At 65.8% G+C, this 18232-nt stretch carries 13 protein-coding genes and 1 tRNA gene; 7 read left to right on the top strand and 7 right to left on the bottom strand.

Annotation, left to right across the window (positions count from 1 at the left end; all coding sequences use genetic code 11):
* The first annotated feature begins 35 nt into the window (after positions 1-35).
* From SAS01S_RS06775 to SAS01S_RS06785, 3 genes are all read left to right on the top strand, one after another.
* On the top strand, positions 36-719 hold the full coding sequence (locus SAS01S_RS06775) for a prolyl hydroxylase family protein (protein WP_066806487.1): 684 nt from the start codon (positions 36-38) through the stop codon (positions 717-719).
* 376 nt (positions 720-1095) lie between these two features.
* Positions 1096-2850 (top strand): single-stranded-DNA-specific exonuclease RecJ, encoded by a 1755-nt coding sequence (recJ, locus tag SAS01S_RS06780; protein WP_066806489.1) that lies wholly within the window; start codon positions 1096-1098, stop codon positions 2848-2850.
* A 72-nt stretch (positions 2851-2922) separates the two neighbouring features.
* Positions 2923-2997: transfer RNA gene (locus tag SAS01S_RS06785), tRNA-Glu, on the top strand.
* A 380-nt stretch (positions 2998-3377) separates the two neighbouring features.
* Here SAS01S_RS06785 and SAS01S_RS06790 read toward each other — a convergent pair.
* Complete coding sequence (locus tag SAS01S_RS06790; protein WP_245656771.1) at positions 3378-4547, bottom strand: lactonase family protein; 1170 nt, start codon at positions 4545-4547, stop codon at positions 3378-3380.
* A gap of 260 nt (positions 4548-4807) precedes the next feature.
* Between SAS01S_RS06790 and SAS01S_RS06795 the strand changes: the two genes are divergently transcribed.
* A complete protein-coding gene (locus SAS01S_RS06795; protein WP_066806536.1) occupies positions 4808-6154 on the top strand; it encodes a GntT/GntP/DsdX family permease in 1347 nt (448 codons plus the stop codon).
* Between the two features lie 34 nt (positions 6155-6188).
* The gene (locus SAS01S_RS06800) at positions 6189-6866 is read left to right on the top strand and encodes a FadR/GntR family transcriptional regulator (RefSeq protein WP_066806491.1); all 678 of its coding nucleotides are present in this window, start codon (positions 6189-6191) and stop codon (positions 6864-6866) included.
* Between the two features lie 14 nt (positions 6867-6880).
* Here SAS01S_RS06800 and SAS01S_RS06805 read toward each other — a convergent pair whose 3' ends face one another.
* The 6 genes from SAS01S_RS06805 to SAS01S_RS06830 are packed head-to-tail and all read right to left on the bottom strand — an operon-like array spanning position 6881 to position 14170.
* On the bottom strand, positions 6881-8566 hold the full coding sequence (locus tag SAS01S_RS06805; RefSeq protein ID WP_066806493.1) for a glycoside hydrolase family 36 protein: 1686 nt from the start codon (positions 8564-8566) through the stop codon (positions 6881-6883).
* Entirely contained in the window at positions 8556-9521 is a 966-nt protein-coding gene (locus tag SAS01S_RS06810) for a Gfo/Idh/MocA family protein (RefSeq protein ID WP_084238597.1), read from the bottom strand. The genes SAS01S_RS06805 and SAS01S_RS06810 overlap by 11 nt, the downstream gene beginning before the upstream one ends.
* Positions 9518-10561 carry a zinc-dependent alcohol dehydrogenase gene (locus tag SAS01S_RS06815; RefSeq protein WP_066806497.1) on the bottom strand — a complete coding sequence of 348 codons (1044 nt, stop codon included), beginning with the start codon at positions 10559-10561 and terminating at the stop codon, positions 9518-9520. The genes SAS01S_RS06810 and SAS01S_RS06815 overlap by 4 nt, the downstream gene beginning before the upstream one ends.
* A complete protein-coding gene (locus tag SAS01S_RS06820; protein ID WP_066806499.1) occupies positions 10558-11829 on the bottom strand; it encodes an MFS transporter in 1272 nt (423 codons plus the stop codon). The genes SAS01S_RS06815 and SAS01S_RS06820 overlap by 4 nt, the downstream gene beginning before the upstream one ends.
* An 11-nt stretch (positions 11830-11840) precedes the next feature.
* Complete coding sequence (locus SAS01S_RS06825; RefSeq protein ID WP_218016263.1) at positions 11841-13223, bottom strand: glycerate kinase type-2 family protein; 1383 nt, start codon at positions 13221-13223, stop codon at positions 11841-11843.
* Positions 13224-13264: 41 nt separating this feature from the next.
* Positions 13265-14170, bottom strand: a complete 906-nt coding sequence (locus SAS01S_RS06830) for a LysR family transcriptional regulator (RefSeq protein ID WP_066806501.1) — start codon at positions 14168-14170, stop codon at positions 13265-13267.
* Between the two features lie 155 nt (positions 14171-14325).
* On the opposite strand from SAS01S_RS06830, the gene SAS01S_RS06835 reads away from it, so the two are divergent.
* Positions 14326-16830, top strand: coding sequence for a TonB-dependent receptor (locus tag SAS01S_RS06835; RefSeq protein ID WP_066806504.1), 2505 nt, complete (start codon positions 14326-14328; stop codon positions 16828-16830).
* Positions 16831-16886: 56 nt separating this feature from the next.
* Complete coding sequence (locus SAS01S_RS06840) at positions 16887-18155, top strand: MGH1-like glycoside hydrolase domain-containing protein (protein WP_066806506.1); 1269 nt, start codon at positions 16887-16889, stop codon at positions 18153-18155.
* The last annotated feature ends 77 nt before the right edge of the window (positions 18156-18232 follow it).

Below are 18232 nucleotides of genomic sequence, written 5' to 3' on the forward strand. Positions count from 1 at the left end.
TGCCTTTTTTGCGCGAGACGCGAAGAAACCCCGCCATGTTCGGCAGGAAGAAGAGCCCCTCAGGCGGCACCTCGAAGGAGCGCGGTCGCGTCGGGAGTGAAGTAGCGGCGCGGTTGGACGCCAATCCCAACGTCCAGGCGGCGATGGTCGGCGCGGCGCAAGCCTATTATTACATGAACTTCCTAACTCCCGCGCAGTGCGAGATGCTGATCAGGATCATCGACGGCAACCGCCGTCCGTCGACATTGCTGGCCGACCGCGAGGATTACGGGTTCCGAACCAGCGAGAGCTGCGACATGGATCGCTATTCGCCCGATGTCGCGCCGATCGACACCTCCATCGCCAATCTGCTCGGCATCCCGCCGGCGAAAGGCGAGACGATGCAGGGGCAGCGCTATGCACCCGGCCAGCATTTCCGCGCACACCACGATTTCTTCCACGAAAACCAGAAATATTGGGCCGAGATGAAGCGGACCGGCGGCCAGCGTACCTGGACCGCGATGATCTATCTGAACGATGTCGCGGAAGGCGGCGCGACCTGGTTCCCGCAAGCCGGGCTGCGCGTCGCGCCCCGCCGCGGCCTGTTGCTCGCCTGGAACAACATGAACCCCGATGGCAGTCCTAACACATTGACGCTGCACGAAGGCATGCCGGTGGTGAAGGGCGTCAAATACATCATCACCAAGTGGTTCCGCGAGAACGATTGGGCGGTCTACTAAAACCGCCGCGCGGTACCGCACGCTGGGCGCGACTCATTATCGGGTACGATGGCGAGCGAAATACCGCAGCGCCGGAACTCCAATTGCACCGGATACGTTTAGCGGAGCGTGCGGGACAAGGTGTAGGCGTAATGTCGTGGCAATTATTGGGGTGCGCTGTCGGAATGCACCGTCGCGACCCGGCCAGTTCCCGGCCGGAAGACGGCCGATATATCGGCGAATGCGCCGGTTGCAGTCGGCCCATGGTATGGACGCTGTCAGGCTGGAAAATCGACCGCAGTCGGGCCGGCACGCACATCACCCAACTTTGAGGTCTGGCGACCGCTCGCCGTAAGCCGCCTAGCCTACCGGACCTCGCACGGCTAAGCCGCTGGCAATGGATCATGTCGCCGGCATCTCACGATCGTTTCTCGGCCAGGCCTGGCGATGGCGCGCCTTGGCTGCCGACGCGCGCGATCCGGGATTCCAGCCCGACGATCTGGTGACGCAATTGCTGCTCTCGCGCGGCGTGGGACGCGAGGCGATCGAGGCGAATCGGTCGCCAAGCATTCGCGGGTTCATGCCCGACCCCTCGATCTTCAACGACATGGACAAAGCCGCGCGTCGCTTGGCCGACGCTGTCCAAACGAACGAACAGGTCACGATATTCGGCGATTACGATGTCGACGGCGCGACCTCGGCGGCGCTGATGATCCGGTTGCTGCGCGACCTGGGCCTCGCACCGGCTGCCTATATCCCGGACCGCCTGATGGAAGGATACGGCCCGTCTGGCGAGGCGCTGGTGCGGATCGCGAGCGGCGGCGCCTCCCTGATCGTCACGGTCGATTGCGGCGCACAGGCGTTCGAAGCGCTCGACATGGCGCGCGAGGCCGGGGTCGACGTGATCGTTGTCGATCATCACAAATGCGCCGCCGCGCTGCCCCATGCGCATGCTTTGGTGAATCCCAATCGGCTCGATGAGGGCGACGGCGCCGCCCATGGCCACCTCGCGGCGGTGGGCGTAGCCTTTCTGCTCGGTGCGGCGTTGCTGCGTGAGTTGCGGGGTCGCGGCTTCTTCGCCAGCCGGGCCGAACCGAAATTGCTCGACCTGCTCGATCTGGTCGCGCTCGGCACGGTTGCCGACGTCGCGCAATTGAAGGGCCTCAACCGCGCGTTCGTGGCCCAGGGCCTGAAGGTGATGGCACAACGCGGCAATGTCGGCCTTGCCGCGCTGGTCGAGGCGTCGCGACTGACCCGCGCCCCGACCTGCAGCGACCTCGGCTTCGCACTGGGCCCGCGGATCAACGCGGGCGGTCGCGTCGGGCGCGCCGATCTCGGCGTGCGGTTGCTCACTACCGAGGACGTCAACGAAGCGCGCACTATCGCCGCCGAACTCGACCGCCTCAACGAGGAGCGCCGTGCGATCGAATCGATCGTGCAGGAACAGGCCGAGCTGCTGCCCCATGGCAGCGCCGTCGCCGTGGTCGCCGGCCGAGGCTGGCATCCCGGCGTGATCGGCATCGTCGCGGGACGGCTCAAGGAAAAGCTCGGGATTCCCGCCATCGTCATCGCAGTGGACGACGCCGGCACAGGCAAGGGATCCGGCCGATCGATTACCGGCGTCGACCTCGGCGCCATTGTGCTGGCGGCGAAGGAGATGGGTCTGCTCGTCGCCGGTGGCGGCCACGCTATGGCGGCGGGGCTGACGATCGAGGGGGACCGCATTCCCGAATTTGCCGCGTTCCTCGAAGAACGTCTCGCCGCCGTGGTGGCGCTGGCGCGCGAGGACCGTGCCTTGCTGGTCGACGCCCTGCTCGCGCCGGGCGGCGTGACCCCCGGCCTGTGCGAGACAATAGAAGCCGGCGGCCCCTATGGCATGGGCTGGCCGGCGCCGCGCGTTGCCGCCGGACCGTTCCGGATCATTCGCGTCGACGTAGTCGGCAATGGCCATGTCCGCGCTATCGTCGCCGGCGACGACGGCCGCAGCCTCAAGGCGATGGCGTTCCGCTCGGCCGATACGTTGCTCGGCCAGACGCTGTTACAGGCGCCGCGGGATCGCAAATTATGGCTCGCCGGCCGTCCCAAGGTCGACGACTGGGGATCGCGCCCGGCCGCCGAACTGCATCTCGACGACGCCGCCTGGGCGGATTGAGGGCGACAAACGCGCACAACGCTTGACCGGACGCCTCGCTTTCCCTAACCGCTCCCCCGCGCCGACACGCTCGGCCCCTTCGTCTAGCGGTTAGGACGCGGCCCTTTCACGGCTGAAACACGGGTTCGATTCCCGTAGGGGTCACCAGCTTTTCAATGACTTAGCTGGGAACATTAGGTGCCAATCGCAACACCCCTAATTCGCGTCTAATTTGCGTTTTTCCGATTTATTTGGATGGCGCAGGACGATTGTGCGCGATTCCTTCCGCTGCGCGCAGGCTAAACCAACAGTTCGTTGAGTGATTCGCCTCACCGGACGCAGTCGCAAACGGCGCAGATTTTGGCGCGGCAGCTGTTGAGCTTCGCAAGTTAATTGGGCTCGAGAAACCAGATCTCACGGTCCCGGCGATAGGCACCATGTAGCGATTCTCTTCTCGTGCGACGCGGATTTTCTCGCCTGGCCAAGATCAGCGCGCATAACGCCCACAGGCAGACAGCCGAGCAGCCGACCTTGGCACTAAACCCTGCTTACGCGGATAGAAACACCACACTGGGAATTGCCGTGCCGTGGGCAGCAACGCCGAGGCGTCCGTCCTTACCCAGCGGGAGCCGGGAAACATTCCCCGATCGCTGGTTGGCGACCAGCATCTCTCCCCGCTCCTCGACCAACAGGAACAAGCGCGGACCTCGCCCGCCCGAGCCGGCATGCTGCAGGAGGGTCAATCCGCCGGCCGCGTCGATCGCGAACACCGCGATGCTGTCGTGGCCGCGATTGGAGACGTACAGCCGCGTGCCGCTGCTATTGAGCGCGATGTGGGCGGCGGTCGAGGGTCCGGCGAACGCTGCCGGCAAGGTGGAAACGGACCCCTTCGCGGCAAATGTGCCGTCGAGCTGGGCCGTGAGGACCGTCACCGTATTAGCCAATTCGGAGACCAAATAGGCGATCTTTAGGCGCGGGTGGCGGGCAAGATGGCGCGGACCCGACCCAGCTGGTGCGCGATAGGCGAGCGAGCTGGAGACGATCGCACCCGTTCGCGGATCCAATCTGTGCGCGAAGATCGCATCTGCACCTAGGTCGACGGCATGCAGCAGCTTCCCGCCCATCGCAAAACCCACCCAATGCGCATGCGGGCCCGCCTGCCGCGCACGGTTAGGGCCGCTACCGGTATGTACTGCCAGATGGGCTTCCCCCGTTGGACGACCGGTGTTTCGATCGATCCGCCACACGGCGACGCTTCCGCTGGAGTAATTGGCCACGGCCAACATGCCGCCGTCTGGACTGAGGGCGGCGTGGCAAGGATCGGCACCGAGCGTGGAGAAGTCCCCCAAAGGCCGCAAGTCTCGGTCGTAAACGCCGACCCGCCCCTTTTCCTGTTCGTCGAGCAAGTATCGAACGCCGTTCCCGACGGCGCGTACGCCAAACGACGCGTTGCGGATTGTGCTAAACGGGCGACCCGCCACCCAGCCACCCCTACTTGCCGTCAGCGGCACAAGGCCGGGGCCGCCTTCGCGAGCATAGGTGCCGGCAATCAGCTTGGTCGGGCCTTGCGCAAGGAGCTCGGAAGGGAGCGCGCCGAGCGCAATTGCGGTACCGACCAGCGCGCGCCGGGAAAGGAGCAATGCAGGAGCAGCCGCCGCAATGTTGTCGCGCGGTTCATCACCATCGCTGGCCGCTGCCCGATTCTGCTCGATGCCCACGATACATTTCCTCTCATTCGGCCCAAGCCGCTCCCAATAGGGGAGAGCCGGATTGGTTGGACAGATTTCAGCTATTCACGACGATTTGAGAGCCAACAAGCCTTCCTCGTGGCGATCGAACCACATCTGTCATACAGCAGCCCTCGGATAAAGCTGGTCTAACAACCAAACAGCATATCGGAGGGAGGGCGCATGCCGAACGACGTTGCTTGCGCGAGAACTGCGAACCGCATGCCGACCCGATACGGGCAAGCGCCACGATGACTCCCGAAGATATCCGCCTCATTCTGTCGGCCGTGTTCGGGATCGGCCTGTCCGTCGTCCTGATCGTCAAGGGCCGGCTGCACCCGTTCATCGCATTGTTATGCGGCGCGTTCGTCGCCGGCCTGTGTGTCGGCATGTCGCCCCTGGCCACCGCGGCGGCGGTGCAAAAGGGCGGCGGCGATATTCTGGGCGGAACGGGCCTGGTGGTCGCGCTCGGCCTGTCGCTGGGCGCGATGCTTCAACTGTCGGATGGCGCCGCCTCGCTGGCGCGGGCCGGCTTGAAGCTCGCGGGAAATGCGGGCGCGCCCTGGGCGAGTTTGCTGGTCGCGTTGGTCATCGGGCTGCCGCTGTTTTTCGAGACGGGATTGGTGCTCCTGTTGCCCATCCTCGCAACCGCCGCGGCTAACCTTCCCGAGGACAGGAACGGCGATGCCGGGAAACTGCGGCTGATGCTCCCCGCCCTTGCCGGCCTGTCCGTGGTCCATGCGCTCGTCCCGCCACATCCGGGGCCGCTCCTCGCCGTCACGTCACTCAACGCCAATCTCGGGCGGACCATTCTCTATGGCGTGATCGTGGCGATCCCCACGGCGATCATCGCCGGGCCGTTGCTGTCGCGGTTCACCTCACCCGGGATCACGCTTACCGCGCCGTCGATCGAGCTTGGCGCGCCCCTGCAAGCTGCGCCACCGCAGGGGGTATCGCTCGCGGTTATCCTGATGCCGGTGGTGCTGATCGCGGCGGGCCAGATCCCAGCCTTGCTTCCAGCCGGCGCCGCCGCATCCGCCAGCTGGCTGACCTTCGCGAGCAACCCGGTGTTCGCGCTGCTGTTGACCAATCTCGTCGCACTGCCGCTGCTGTTCGGGCGGCGAGTTCGTGATGCGTCGGTGCAAGCGACCATCTGGGCAGAGGCGATGAAGCCGGCGGGCACGATCCTGTTGTCGATCGGTGCGGGCGGCGCGCTCAAGCAAGTGCTAGTGAGCGCCGGGCTCTCGGACCTGTTGGCCAGGGTCGCAGCGGGCGGCGCCTTGTCGCCGATCGTGCTCGCCTGGCTGGTCGCGGTGGGCATAAGGCTGGCGACGGGCTCGGCCACGGTGGCGACGATCACGACCGCGGGTATCATGACCGGGGTCGTCGCGAGCAGCGGCACCTCGCCGGAATGGGTAGTGCTGGCGATCGGGGCTGGATCGGTGTTCTTCTCGCACGTCAACGATCCGGGGTTCTGGCTGGTAAAGGGATATCTCGGCACCAGTACGACCGACACGTTTCGCACCTGGTCGGTTTTGGAGACGGTCGTATCGGTGGTCGGTCTGGTCTGCGTGCTTGGCGGGAGCTACCTCCTGTGACCGGGCAGACTCCGAAAAGTTCGGTGCGGCAAAGATGAGCGAGGGCCGCCTCGCCGACCGCGCCTATACGGGCATCGTCGCGATCATCGATCAGGACCATCTGGAGGTCGGCGACCGTCTGCCGTCGGAAGCCGGGCTGGCCGAGATGTTCGGGATGTCGCGCACGATCGTCCGCGAAGCGCTGGTTCGATTGGCCGCCGATGGCATCACCGAAGCGCGGCGAGGCGCCGGTTCGTTCGTCAAGCGGCGTCCGTCGGAGCGGTTGGTCGCGCATATGCCGATGGAGGAGCTGTCCGCGACGCTCGGCAGCTATGAGGTGCGCTTCGTCCTGGAAGCAGAGGCGGCGCGGCTCGCGGCCGCGCGCCGGTCCGCCGAGCAGATGCAGGTCATCGAGCAGGAGATGGCCCGCCTTGAAAACGCCCTGCTGTCGAGTGGATCGGCACATCTCGAGGATATGGCGCTCCACCGCGCGATCGTGCTCGGCACCTGCAATCCCGCCTTCGTCTCCGCGTTCGACCATATGTTCGCGGACATCGACCGAGTTATGAAAGCGGGTGTCGACATATCCCGGTCGCGCCCGCCCGAGGCGATCAATGCGATGCTGTCGGAACACCAGATGATCGTCGAAGCGATCCGGGTTCAGGACGCCGACGGCGCAGCGCTCGCGATGCGCTGGCACCTGTCGCAGGGACGTAAGCGGCTGATGCCGTGACACCCCTACGGGGTCTAATCGGCTACCTGCTGCACATTCATTTGCAGGATTTCGATCGAACCGTCGGGACGGCGGACATGTTGTTCGACCGACCCCTCGGTGATCCCCAGCAACGGAAAGTCGCACCCTATGGAGGGGCGCCTCAGCAAATCCGCGAACAGCGCTACGCGTCGCGGGCTGAGCGCCGCCAAATCGTCGCTCGTCATCAGCACGCCGCCGCAGCCGGCACCGAAGTGCGCGAGCGTTTCGACCTGGTCGTCGGTCAGATAGTGGAAGCGGTCGCGGAGCAGCACGCAATCGGGATCGGCCTGCCACAGCACGCCATTCGCATGGTTGCGGGTCTGGAGATCGCGCAGCAGGCTTTCGGCGGAATAATCGCCATTCCAGGTCACCCCGACGTCGCGTCCGATCCGCACCGCGTCAACCAGTCCGATCGACGCCCAAAGCGGGCAGCCGCAGCCGGCGATAATCACATCCTCGCCCGCCGCCTCGCGCAGGATCGTCATCATGTGCCGCCAGATCGCGATGCGCGACAGGCCCGGCCGATGCCAGCGCGCGCGCTCGGGACCATATTCGGCACCATGGAGCAGGAAGTCGGCCTTGATGTAGCGCGCGCCCCACTCCCCGACCCAGGTGCGAATGACCTGGGCGAGATAGGCGGCGGCGTCGGGATGGGTGACATCGAGAACGTAATATTCCTCCGACCTCTTGTGCCAGCGGAATTCACCATAGAATTCCATCGCGACGAGCGGCCCGCCCGTCGCGATGTTCTGCACGACCCAGTCGGGACGCGCGGCAAACAGCTTGCTGCGATTGCCGACGAGCAGCGGCGCGATCCACAGGCCCGGGCGGAACCCGGCCGCCGCGACCTCGTCGAGGAGCGGCTTCATGCCTCGCGCGAATTGCGGCTTCACGTCGAGCCAGTCGCCCATTTCGGGCGTGAACCCGTCGTCGATCTGAAAGATCTCAAGCAGTACCTGCTGCGCATCACGATAGGCACGTGCGCTCGCGAGATGCTCGCGGATCACGCTTTCGTCGATCGCCGCATAGAGATTGTACCAGGAGCACCAACCGGTCAGCCGGCGGTCGGGCACGCGCGGCGGGAGCGGGGCGGCGGCGGCAACGCGCTGCGACCAGCGGCGCAGCGTCGCCTCGACCGCGTCGCCATCGAACAGATAGAGCGTTTCGCCGCGGGTCTCGCCGGTGCGGTCGAGCAGCGTCTCGACATCGATCGTCAGCGTCTCGGCGGTGCCGCCGAACCCGAAGCGGCTCTGGTACCGGTCGTGTCGGTCGAAGCCGAGTAGTACCGCGCCCTCACCTTCCGGCAGCAAGGCCGTCATCGCGAAGCCCAGTGTCGGCGCCTTGGCCGGCGGGCCATCGCCAGGCGGCGTTCCGGGCGCGACGAAATAGGCTCCGTCCCAACTCTGATAGCCATTGCGCAGATAGCGCCGCACACCACGGACTTCCTCGAAGCGCAGCCCTATGCTGTCGATCGCGCGGTCGATGGCCGTCGCCGACACGTCGAGGCTGATCGCGTCGCCATCACGGGCGATCGCCAGTGCGATCGATCCTCCGGCGTCGAGCGGCCAGACGATCCGACCGGGCTCGACGATCGGCGTGCCATGCGGCGGAACCGCGCTATCCAGCAATGGCTGCGGCGTCGAGAAGGCGATGCCGCGACGGTCGAGATCAGCGAGCAAGCCGGATCTCCCGACGTTCGTCGGCTGACTGGAGCGCGGCAAGGGCGAGGCGCAACGTCTCCGCGCCGTCGCGCAGGGTGATCGCTGGTGCGCGGTGTTCGCGGATCGCGCCGACCACGTCGGCAAGTTGCGCCGCGAAGGGGTCGCTCGCGCCCGCGACGATCTCGGCCTCGGCGCCCTGCGCTGTCGGCGTCAGCACCGCCTCGTTCCAGCTGGTAAACCGGCCGGTCATGCGCTCGGCATAGATCGCCCATTCCTTGTGCCACAGACCGGGGGTCGCGATGTTCGAGGCATTGATCGTGGCGATGCGCCCGTCGTCCCAGCCGAACAGGATCGCCGACACGTCCTCGATGTCATAACCCGGCACGTCGTGATGGAAGAGGTTGGCGCGGCGCGCGGTCACCGTGTCGGGCTCGCCGACCAGATGACGGACGAGGTCGATCTGGTGGATCACCTGTTCGAGCATCTGGCCGCCCGACTTCGCCTGTTCGCGCCACCAAGGCGCGTGGAGCGCATTGCAATGATAGGCGCCGGCATAGAGCCCGACCGAACCGGTATCGATCGATCGCCAGCGTCGCACCGCATCGCCGAACCGGTACATGAAGCCGGTCGCCGCGACGACGCCCGCCGCGCCGGCCGCCGCGACCATCCGCTCGGCCGCTGCCATATCAAGCGCGATCGGCTTTTCGACCAGCAGATGTAGCCCGCGCGACGCGGCGTGCTCGATCTCGCCGTTGCGTACGAACGGAGGCAAGGCCACGATCAGCAAGTCGGGCGCGACGGTGTCGATCATCCGGTCGAGGTCGACGAATGCCTCTCCGCCATGTTCGGCGGCGAAGGCGTCGGTGCGAGCCTGGTCGCGGCCGCAGCAGCCAACCAGATCGAGTCCCAGCACCTTGGTCGCGGCGACGTGACGCGACGCGATGCCGCCGCAGCCGAGCAATGCCACCCTCATCGCGGAAACTCGATCGTCGCCTGGAGCAGGCCGGGTTCGCCCGCGTCGAGCCGCGCGAACAGGTCGGGCGCTTCCTCGAACGGCGCGGTGTGCGTGATCAGCGGCAACAGATCGAGGACTCCGCGATGCTGCAGCTCGATCGCGGTGCGCCACAGCCGCGGCTTCGACCAGCGGTGCATCGCCTCGGGCGCGGTGCCCGAGATCTGCGAGCAGATCAGTTCGACGCGATTGTGGTGAAATTCCTCGCCCAGCCGCAGACCCGACACCTCGCCCTGGAAGAATCCCATCGCGACGACGCGCGAGGAATAGGCGACCGCACGGATCGCTTCGGCGAGCGCGGGCGGCGCGCCCGACACTTCGATGCACGCGTCGGCTCCGCGGCCGCCGGTCATCGCCTTGATCGTCTCCGCGACACTTCCCGCTTTCGGATCAAGCGCGTCGTGCATCCCGAGCGACAAAGCGGTGGCGCGACGGCCGGCATCGGGATCGATCCCGATCACCCGCGCGCCGCTCGCCCGCGCTGCCTGGGCGACGATCTGGCCGGGCACGCCAAGCCCGAATACCGCGACCGTGTCGCCGATCCGCAGCCGGGCGTCATGGACGCCGTTGAGCGCGACCGCGCCAATGTGCGAGAAGATCCCGATCCGCGGGTCGGCGTCGTCAGGCATCAGCCGATCGCGGGCATATTCGGCGCTCGCGACGTGATGGGTGCGATGGTTCCATGTGCCATAGACCCGCATGCCCGGCCGCAGGTCCGCGACCGCAGTCCCGGTCTCGACGATTTCGCCGACTTCCTCATAGCCGAGGTTGCGGACCGGATAGGGCCAGCTCGGCGCCTCGCCATCGACGAACAGCCGGCGCTCCTCGTCCCAGCGCCGCGCCATGAACGGGCTGGTACCGCGATACTGGGTCAGTTCGGTGCCGGCGCTGATCCCCGAAAACAGCGTTGCGATACGCACCTCGTCGGCGCCGGGCGGCGCGTCGGGCGTTTCCTCGAAACCGAGCTCGCGCGGAGCCTTCAGGACGAGCGCAACGGTCATTCGACTATTTCCTCAGCGGTAGCGGGTTCGCGATTGGCCTCGACCGCGGCCCGAGTCATGCCGCGTGTCGCGAGCAGGATGACGACGGCGAGCGCGTACATTGCGGCAAGCGATCCGAGCGCTGCCGCCATACCCAGCGTGCTGGAGGCACCCGCGATGAACAAGGGCGCGACACCCGCACCAACGAAGCCACAGGTCGTCATCATGCCGACCGCGGTCGAACGAGCATGCGGCGGTACGACGTCGTGCATCGCTGCGTAGATGCAGCCGTCGAACAGGCCCTTGCCCAGTGTCGTGCCGATCAACACCACCGCGACTTCGAACCCTGAGGTCGCCCAGGCCATCGGCGCGAGCAGCAAGGCGGCGATCACCAGCCCGATCGCCAGCGTGTAGAAGCGCCCGATCGGCGAGCGCCGCGCCAGGACGTCAGCAAGCAGCCCGCCAAGCGGCACCGCCAGGAAGCCCGCGATGTTGATGCTCGCCGAGCCATAGAAGGCCGATCCGGTCAGGCTTTCGCCGAGCTTGTCGTGGACGAAAGTAGGCGCCCAGACGGTCACGCCATTGGCGACGCCATTGGCAAGGAAAAATACCGCCAACAGCATCAGCGCCGGCTTGATCCGGAGTACCACTCCATAGGGCTCTTCGTTACGGTCTCGTTCGGCCTTGGTGTGGCGGATCGGCGCGTCACGCAGCATACGCACCAGCACGATCGCCCAGACCAGCCCCAACGCGGCGAAGACCAGGAACGGGGCGCGCCAGCCGAAATGGTCGGCGATCACGCCGGCGAGGATCGCCCCGAGCCCCGACCCCGCGAACACTGCGGTCTGATGGATCGACAGCGCACGGCTGCGCATCCCGGGGCCATGCCAGTCGCCGATCAGGGCGGTAGCGGTCGGGTAATAGGTCGATTCTCCGAAGGCAACGACCGCGCGGAGCCCCAACAGCATCACGAAGCCGGTCGATAACGGCACCATGCCGGTCGCGACGCTCCAGAACACCAGGCCGTATATCACCACGCGGGTACGCCGTGCGCTGTCGCCAAGCCGGCCGGTGAACAAGGCCGCGGCGGCATAGCACCAGAAGAACACCGAGGAGATCAGCGCTAGCTGGGTGTCGCTCAGCCCGAACTCGGTGCGGATCGACGGCATCACCGCGACGATCACCGAACGGTCGGCGGCGTTGAGGAACGCCACCACCCAGAGCAGAGCGATCAGCAGCCATGGGTAGCTGGACGGAGCGGCGCGCACGCGTGGTGGGCTGGTCGCCATGGGCAATCCTCTCAAGCCTTCGCGTCGATCAATATCGCGCGAAAGTCGTTCACATTGGTCAGGGTCGGGCCCGATACGACCAGGTCCCCGATGCCATCAAAGAACAGATAAGCATTGTTAGCCGCAAGGTATGCCGCAGGGTCGAGCCCGACTTCGCGCGCTCGCGCTAGCGTGTCCGGCGTGATGATCGCGCCCGCCGCATCCTCGGTACCGTCGATCCCGTCGGTGTCGCAGGCCAGCGCCCAGATGCCCGGCGCGCCGTCGAGCGCGATGGCGAGCGCGAGCAGATATTCGAGGTTGCGCCCGCCGCGCCCGTCCTTGTTGACCACCGTCACCGTGGTCTCGCCACCCGACAGGATCACGCGCCGCGCGCCGTCCTGCGCCAGCCGACGCGACAAGGCCGCATGCGCGGCGCCGAGATGCCGCGCTTCGGCCTGGATATTGTCGCCGATATCGGTGACCTGATAGCCCTTGTCGCGCGCCAGCCGACCGGCGGCGGCAAGTGCGTCGCGGGCACGGGCGATCACCAATGTCTCGCTGCCGGCGATGCCCAGGCTATCGGCCGAGGGCGTCTCGTTGGCCGGATCGTTCAGCGCCGCTGCGACCTGCGGAGACGGCGCGATGCCGTAGCGCTCGATGATCTCCCGCGCCATGTCGAGGTTGCTGGTGTCGGCGACGGTCGGCCCCGACGACACGAACGACGGATCGTCGCCCGGGACATCGGAAATGATCCAGGTGGTGACCGCGGCCGCACCTGCTGCCACCGCGAGGCGACCGCCCTTGACCAGCGACAGATGCTTGCGGACGCGGTTGATCTCCTCGATCGTCGCGCCCGATTGCAGCAAGGCGCGAGTGATCGTCTGTTTGTCGGCGAGATCGAGCCCGGGAGCGGGCGCCGCCAGCAGCGCCGATCCGCCACCCGACAACAGCACCAGCAGGCGATCGCCGGCATCGAGCGTGTGCGCGACCTCAAGCGCTCGGTGCGCGGCACGCACGCTGTTCTCGTCGGGATAGGGATGACCGGCCTCGATGATCTCGACCCCCGGCCACGACGTGCCGGCCGGGACGTGGCCATGACGGGTCACCACCAGCCCCTCGACCGCGCGGCCTTTCGATCGCGCCTGAGCGACGCGCATCATCGCCGCGGCACCCTTCCCGACCGCAATAACCACCGTCCGGCCGTGCGGCGACACCGGAATCGCCGGCGGCATTGCCGCATCGGCCGACACCGCTCGCACGGCTACCGCGAACAAGGCGAGCAGGTCGTCGCGCTGGGCCGCGCCGCCGGTGGCGGTCAGGGCAGACTGGTCGTTGATAATCCCCTCCTTGGCGGTGACACTCGCTCGTTCGGCGTCGTCTTGCCAAGGGTTGGCCGTTCCGTTTGAACCCGCCAAGCCTGGATTGATGGAACGCTGTGTTCCGCCAAGCGCAACTGTCAGTGGAGATCCCAAGACAGGGTCGGGCGAAGATGCTCGACCAGATAATCGATCAGCGTGCGGACACGGACCGGCACGCCCTTGGGATCGGCGAACAGAGCGAAAAAGGTGAGATCGCTCGCCTGCCAGCCGGGCAGCACCTCGACCAGCCGCCCCTCGGCCAGATCGCGCTTGCACAGAAATGCGGGCAGATTGGCGATGCCGAGCTCGGCCAGCGCTGCGTCGCGCAGCAGTATCATGTCGTTGCACAGCAATCTGGGGGTGAACTCGACGGTCACTTCGGTACTGCCGTTGCGCAGGGTCCAGCGATGGCGCCGGTCGGCCTCCCCTGCGGCGAGCAGGTCGAACCGTGGCAGGTCGACATGGCTTTGCGGCCGGCCATAGCGCTCGAAATAGCCTGGCGAGGCGAATGCGCCGCAGCCGGTGGTGCCGAGCTTGACCGCGATCAGCCCGCTATCGGCGAACGGCCCGATCGCGAGCGCGACGTCGAATCCCGATCGCAGCAGTCCGACCGCGTCGTCGCTCAGCACTGCCACCAGCCGGACGTCGGGATAGTTTTGCAGGAATCCGGCGAGCAGCGGCCCCACCAGGCTTTGCCCGAGCACATAAGGGATCGCGATCCGGACCACGCCTTGCGGCACTCGCGCCTGGCTCTGCAACGCGCGCTCGCCGTCGCGCAACACGCCGATCGAGCGCAGGCAATATTCGAAAAAGGTTGCGCCGTCCTGCGTCACCGTCACCGCGCGGGTCGAACGGTGAAGCAGCTGCACGCCGAGATGTTCCTCGAGCCGCGACAATCGTCGGCTGACGGTGGATTTGGGCAGGCCGAGGAGCTTGCCGGCGCGCGTCAGGCTTTCGGTTTCGACCACTTTGGTGAACACCATGAGATCGCCGAGATCGAGCATCGGCCGCGAAGCTAGGTCATTGTTGCATCCTGCGCAACATATCGTTGCGACATAACGGGCTTCCGGCGAGGCCCGGCAACCAGCAGGCTTTAGGGGTCAAATGGCGCGACAACAGCGCCCGCACCGCAAGGTGACCATAAATTGGAGGGGACAGGATGAACACCCAGCTTCGTACCACGCTTTTGGCGGCGACTGCCGCGATCGCGCTCCTGCCGGTTGCCGCAACCGCGCAGACCACGCCCTCCGACGCGGCGCCTGCCGCTCCTCAGGATACCAGCGGCGATACCGCGACTGCGCCGCAGCCCGATATCATCGTCACCGCAACCAGCGTGGGCCGCAAAGCGCTCGACACGCCGCTAGCGGTCACGACGATGAACGCGAGCCAGTTGCAGCGCACCAGCATGACCAACCAGGCCGACATCCTCAACACCATCCCGACGATCAAGGCGGACGGCGGCGGCGGCGAGGTCGCGGCCAATGTCTTCGTGCGCGGCTTGCCCTCGGGCGGCCAATATCAGTTCACCCCGCTCGAATATGATGGCGTGCCGGTGCTCTCAAGCTTCGGGCTCAACTCGACCGCCTACGATGTCTATTACCGTAACGACCTCGGTCTCGAGCGGCTCGAATTCGTCCGCGGCGGCGTGTCGAACTTGTTTGGCCCGGGCTCGGTTGCCGGCCTGATCAACTATATCAGCAAGACCGGCGGCGATCAGTTGGAGGGCACGGCGCAGTTCGAATGGGCCGAACGTGGCCGTTACAAGGGCGACCTCGCGGTCAGCGGTCCGCTCGGCCACAATCTGTTCTTCGCGGTGTCGGGCTGGTACCGCACCGACGACGGGCCGGTGAAGACCGGCTTGCCCACCAAAGGCTGGCAAGTCCGCGGCAACCTCAAATACGAATTCCCCGACAATAGCGGCTCGGTCACGCTGTACGGCCAGTATATCGACGACAAGGCACAATATTATCTGCCCGTCCCGCTCGACGGGAAGACGCGCAATCGCATTCCGGGCAATGACGGCCAGGACGTCTATCAAGTCCTGACGCCAGCAGTCCTCGGGCTCGGCTTCAACACGCCGAATGGCCGCTTCACCACCGGCATCGCCGATGGCGCGGCCGCAAAGGGCGGCCAGGTCGCGCTCGCGTTCGACAAGAAGTTGGGCGACAGCGGTTTCGCGATCAACGGCCGGGTCAAATATTCGCAATATGCCTCGAAATTCGGCCTGTGGTCGGACGGCGACGGCCTCATCAACGTTCCCGAGACGCTGCAGAGCTTTTTGACCAATCGCGGCCTCGGCTCGCTCGCCAATGCGCAGTTCACTTATGCCGGCGGCGGCGCGCTCGCGCCCAGTCCGCTGCTGTTCGCCAATCGCATCACCGACCGTAACCGGCCCAATCACGACACCACCGCCGAGCTCAACCTGACCTATTCGGCGGATACGGGGTCGATCCGTCATGCCTTCACGCTCGGCGGCTTCTACGGCCACGCCTGGGCACGGGATTACAATGTCACCACGACCTATCTCGCCGAGTTCAACAACCAGCCGCGGCTGGTCAATCTGGTGGTGACCAACCCGGTTACCCACGCGCAGACGATCGTGTCCTTGAACGGCCTGCTCAATGCCGGCGCCGGTTACGTCAACAACACGCACCAGGTCGAGCGCTACGCCGCCTACTTCGCCGACCAGATGAAGATCGGCAGCCGCTTCAACTTCGACATCGGCGGCCGCTACGAATGGTTCAACGGCGATATCCGTCGTGAGCAAACCTCGGTCGTCGTCACCGACTCGACGACACCCAACCTCGCGCCGGCGCTGCGCGACGTGATCTGGGGCAATGGCAAGAATTTCACCGCGCATCCCAAGACCGGCGCCTGGGCGTTGGCCGCCGGCGGACTCTACAAGCTCACCGACCGCGTCAGTCTTTATCTCAATGCGTCGCGCGGCTATTTCTTCCCCGAAATCCGTGCGGTGACCTTCAACGCCTTGGGCCAACCCGCCTCGTACACGCCGGAGATCATCAAGCAGGTCGAAGGCGGCATCAAGATCGATCAGCCATGGTTCAACCTGACCGCGGCGGCCTTCTATACCAAGCTCGACAATCGCCGGCAGATCAACTTCATCAACGACGGACTGGGGGGCTTCACCGAGCAGGTCAATCTGGTCGCGACCCGGTCCTGGGGCGTGGAGGCGACGCTTGACCTCAAACTCCACAAATACCTGCATTTCAACGGCAATTTGACGCTGCAGAACGCCAAATACACCCAGTTCATGCAGAACGGCACGTCCAACCTGAACGTCATCGGCAAGGATCTCGAGCGCCAGCCCGATATCCTCTACAATGCCGGCCTCTATTACGATGACGGCACGGTCGATCTGTCATTCTTCACCAACTATACCGGCGACAATTTCACCGCCTCGACCAACGCCATACGCCTCGACGGCTGGAACGTTTTCAACGTCGATGCCGGCATCAAGGTGAAGCCGTTCGGCGACCGCCGCTCGGTTCGGCTCGGGATCAATGTCTTCAACCTGTTCGACACCGACGCGGTGACCGAAGGATCGCCGCGTCAGGACGTCAACCAGACGGTCGGCGGCGCCTATTTCGTCGGCCGCCCGGTCCTGCCGCGCCGGATCAGCGCCCGCGCAACCCTCAAGTTCTGACTTTCCTCCCTTGGGAGCGGGTTTCGGCCCGCTCCCGCTTTGTTATCGAAGCGGATATGACCGACCAGTTCCAGCAAGCGGCGCGCGCCATCCTGCGCGCCAACGATCGCGGCGGCTACACCGTCCCCAACGGCCGGGTCTATCCGTTCCAGTGGAACTGGGATTCAGCTTTCGTCGCGCTCGGTTTCGACACGTTCGACCGTGATCGCGCCTGGACGGAAGTCGAGACCCTGTTCCGCGTGCAATGGTCCGACGGGTTCGTGCCGCATATTGTCTTCTGGCAGGATGAGGAGGGCTATTTTCCCGGCCCCTCGGTCTGGTCGACCGGGACCGAGCCACCGACCTCCGGAATCACTCAACCGCCGGTTGCGGCGACCGTCGTGCGACGGTTGTGGGACAGCGCCGCAGCGGCCGGCGCCGCGGAGGATTTCCGTCCGCGTCTCGAGGCATTGTTCGACAAGCTTATCGCCTGGCATCGCTGGTTTGCGGTCAATCGCGACCATGAAGAGCGTGGCGTCGTGGTCGCGATGCATCCTTGGGAAACCGGCCGCGACAATTCGCCCGAATGGGACGTCCCCGGCGAGCCGATCGATATCTCCGGCGTCGGCGATTATGTCCGCCGCGACACCGGGCATCTTGACGCCAAGATGCGGCCGACCAAGCTCGAATACGATCGCTATCTCGCTTTGGTCCAATATGGCCGTGCGCAGGGCTGGGATCATCGGAAGATAGCAGCGGGCAACCCCTTCCGTGTCGCCGATATCGGCATGTCGATGATCCTGTTACGTGCCAATCGCGACCTGCTCGCACTGGCCGGCATGCTCGGCCGCGATGGGAGCGAGATCGCCGGCTGGATCGCGCGCGCCGAGGCCGGAATCAGCTGGTTGTGGGACGAGGCGACCAGCACCTGGTGCTCGCGCGACGTGCTGACCGGGCGGTTCTCGGGCTTCGTCACCAGCGCGTCGTTCTTGAGCTTCTATGCCGGAATCGCCGACCCGGCGAAGGACGCGGCGATGCTCAATCATATCGAGCGGATCGCAGGCAAGGTACGGTATCTGATGCCCAGTCTCGATCCCGAAGATCCCGGCTTCCAGATGATCCGCTATTGGCGCGGCCCGGTCTGGGCAGTGGTCAACTGGATGATCGGCACCGGGCTGAGCGAGGCCGGCCATGACAATTGGGGCGGCAAAGTGCGCGCCGACACGCTCGACCTCATTCGTACCACCGGTTTCTACGAGGCGTTCAGCCCGATCGACGGTAGCGGATCGGGCGGCGACGACTTCTCCTGGACCGCGGCGATTGGACTGGCCTGGTCCAAGGACTGACCGCGCGGAACGGCATCTCGTCACCCAGGCGGGGGCCTGGGTCCAACGGATGCTTGTATTTCCACGGGGAGCGAGGC

The organism is Sphingomonas asaccharolytica NBRC 15499 (genome assembly GCF_001598355.1).
Lineage (GTDB): Bacteria > Pseudomonadota > Alphaproteobacteria > Sphingomonadales > Sphingomonadaceae > Sphingomonas > Sphingomonas asaccharolytica.

Excerpts from the sequence above, each read along its gene's own strand:
- SAS01S_RS06775 (WP_066806487.1), top strand. The coding sequence starts at position 36 with ATGTTCGGCAGGAAGAAGAGCCCCTCAGGCGGCACCTCGAAGGAGCGC.
- recJ (WP_066806489.1), top strand. The coding sequence starts at position 1,096 with ATGGATCATGTCGCCGGCATCTCACGATCGTTTCTCGGCCAGGCCTGG.
- SAS01S_RS06795 (WP_066806536.1), top strand. The coding sequence starts at position 4,808 with ATGACTCCCGAAGATATCCGCCTCATTCTGTCGGCCGTGTTCGGGATC.
- SAS01S_RS06800 (WP_066806491.1), top strand. The coding sequence starts at position 6,189 with ATGAGCGAGGGCCGCCTCGCCGACCGCGCCTATACGGGCATCGTCGCG.
- SAS01S_RS06810 (WP_084238597.1), bottom strand. The coding sequence starts at position 9,521 with ATGAGGGTGGCATTGCTCGGCTGCGGCGGCATCGCGTCGCGTCACGTC.
- SAS01S_RS06815 (WP_066806497.1), bottom strand. The coding sequence starts at position 10,561 with ATGACCGTTGCGCTCGTCCTGAAGGCTCCGCGCGAGCTCGGTTTCGAG.
- SAS01S_RS06820 (WP_066806499.1), bottom strand. The coding sequence starts at position 11,829 with ATGGCGACCAGCCCACCACGCGTGCGCGCCGCTCCGTCCAGCTACCCA.
- SAS01S_RS06830 (WP_066806501.1), bottom strand. The coding sequence starts at position 14,170 with ATGCTCGATCTCGGCGATCTCATGGTGTTCACCAAAGTGGTCGAAACC.
- SAS01S_RS06835 (WP_066806504.1), top strand. The coding sequence starts at position 14,326 with ATGAACACCCAGCTTCGTACCACGCTTTTGGCGGCGACTGCCGCGATC.
- SAS01S_RS06840 (WP_066806506.1), top strand. The coding sequence starts at position 16,887 with ATGACCGACCAGTTCCAGCAAGCGGCGCGCGCCATCCTGCGCGCCAAC.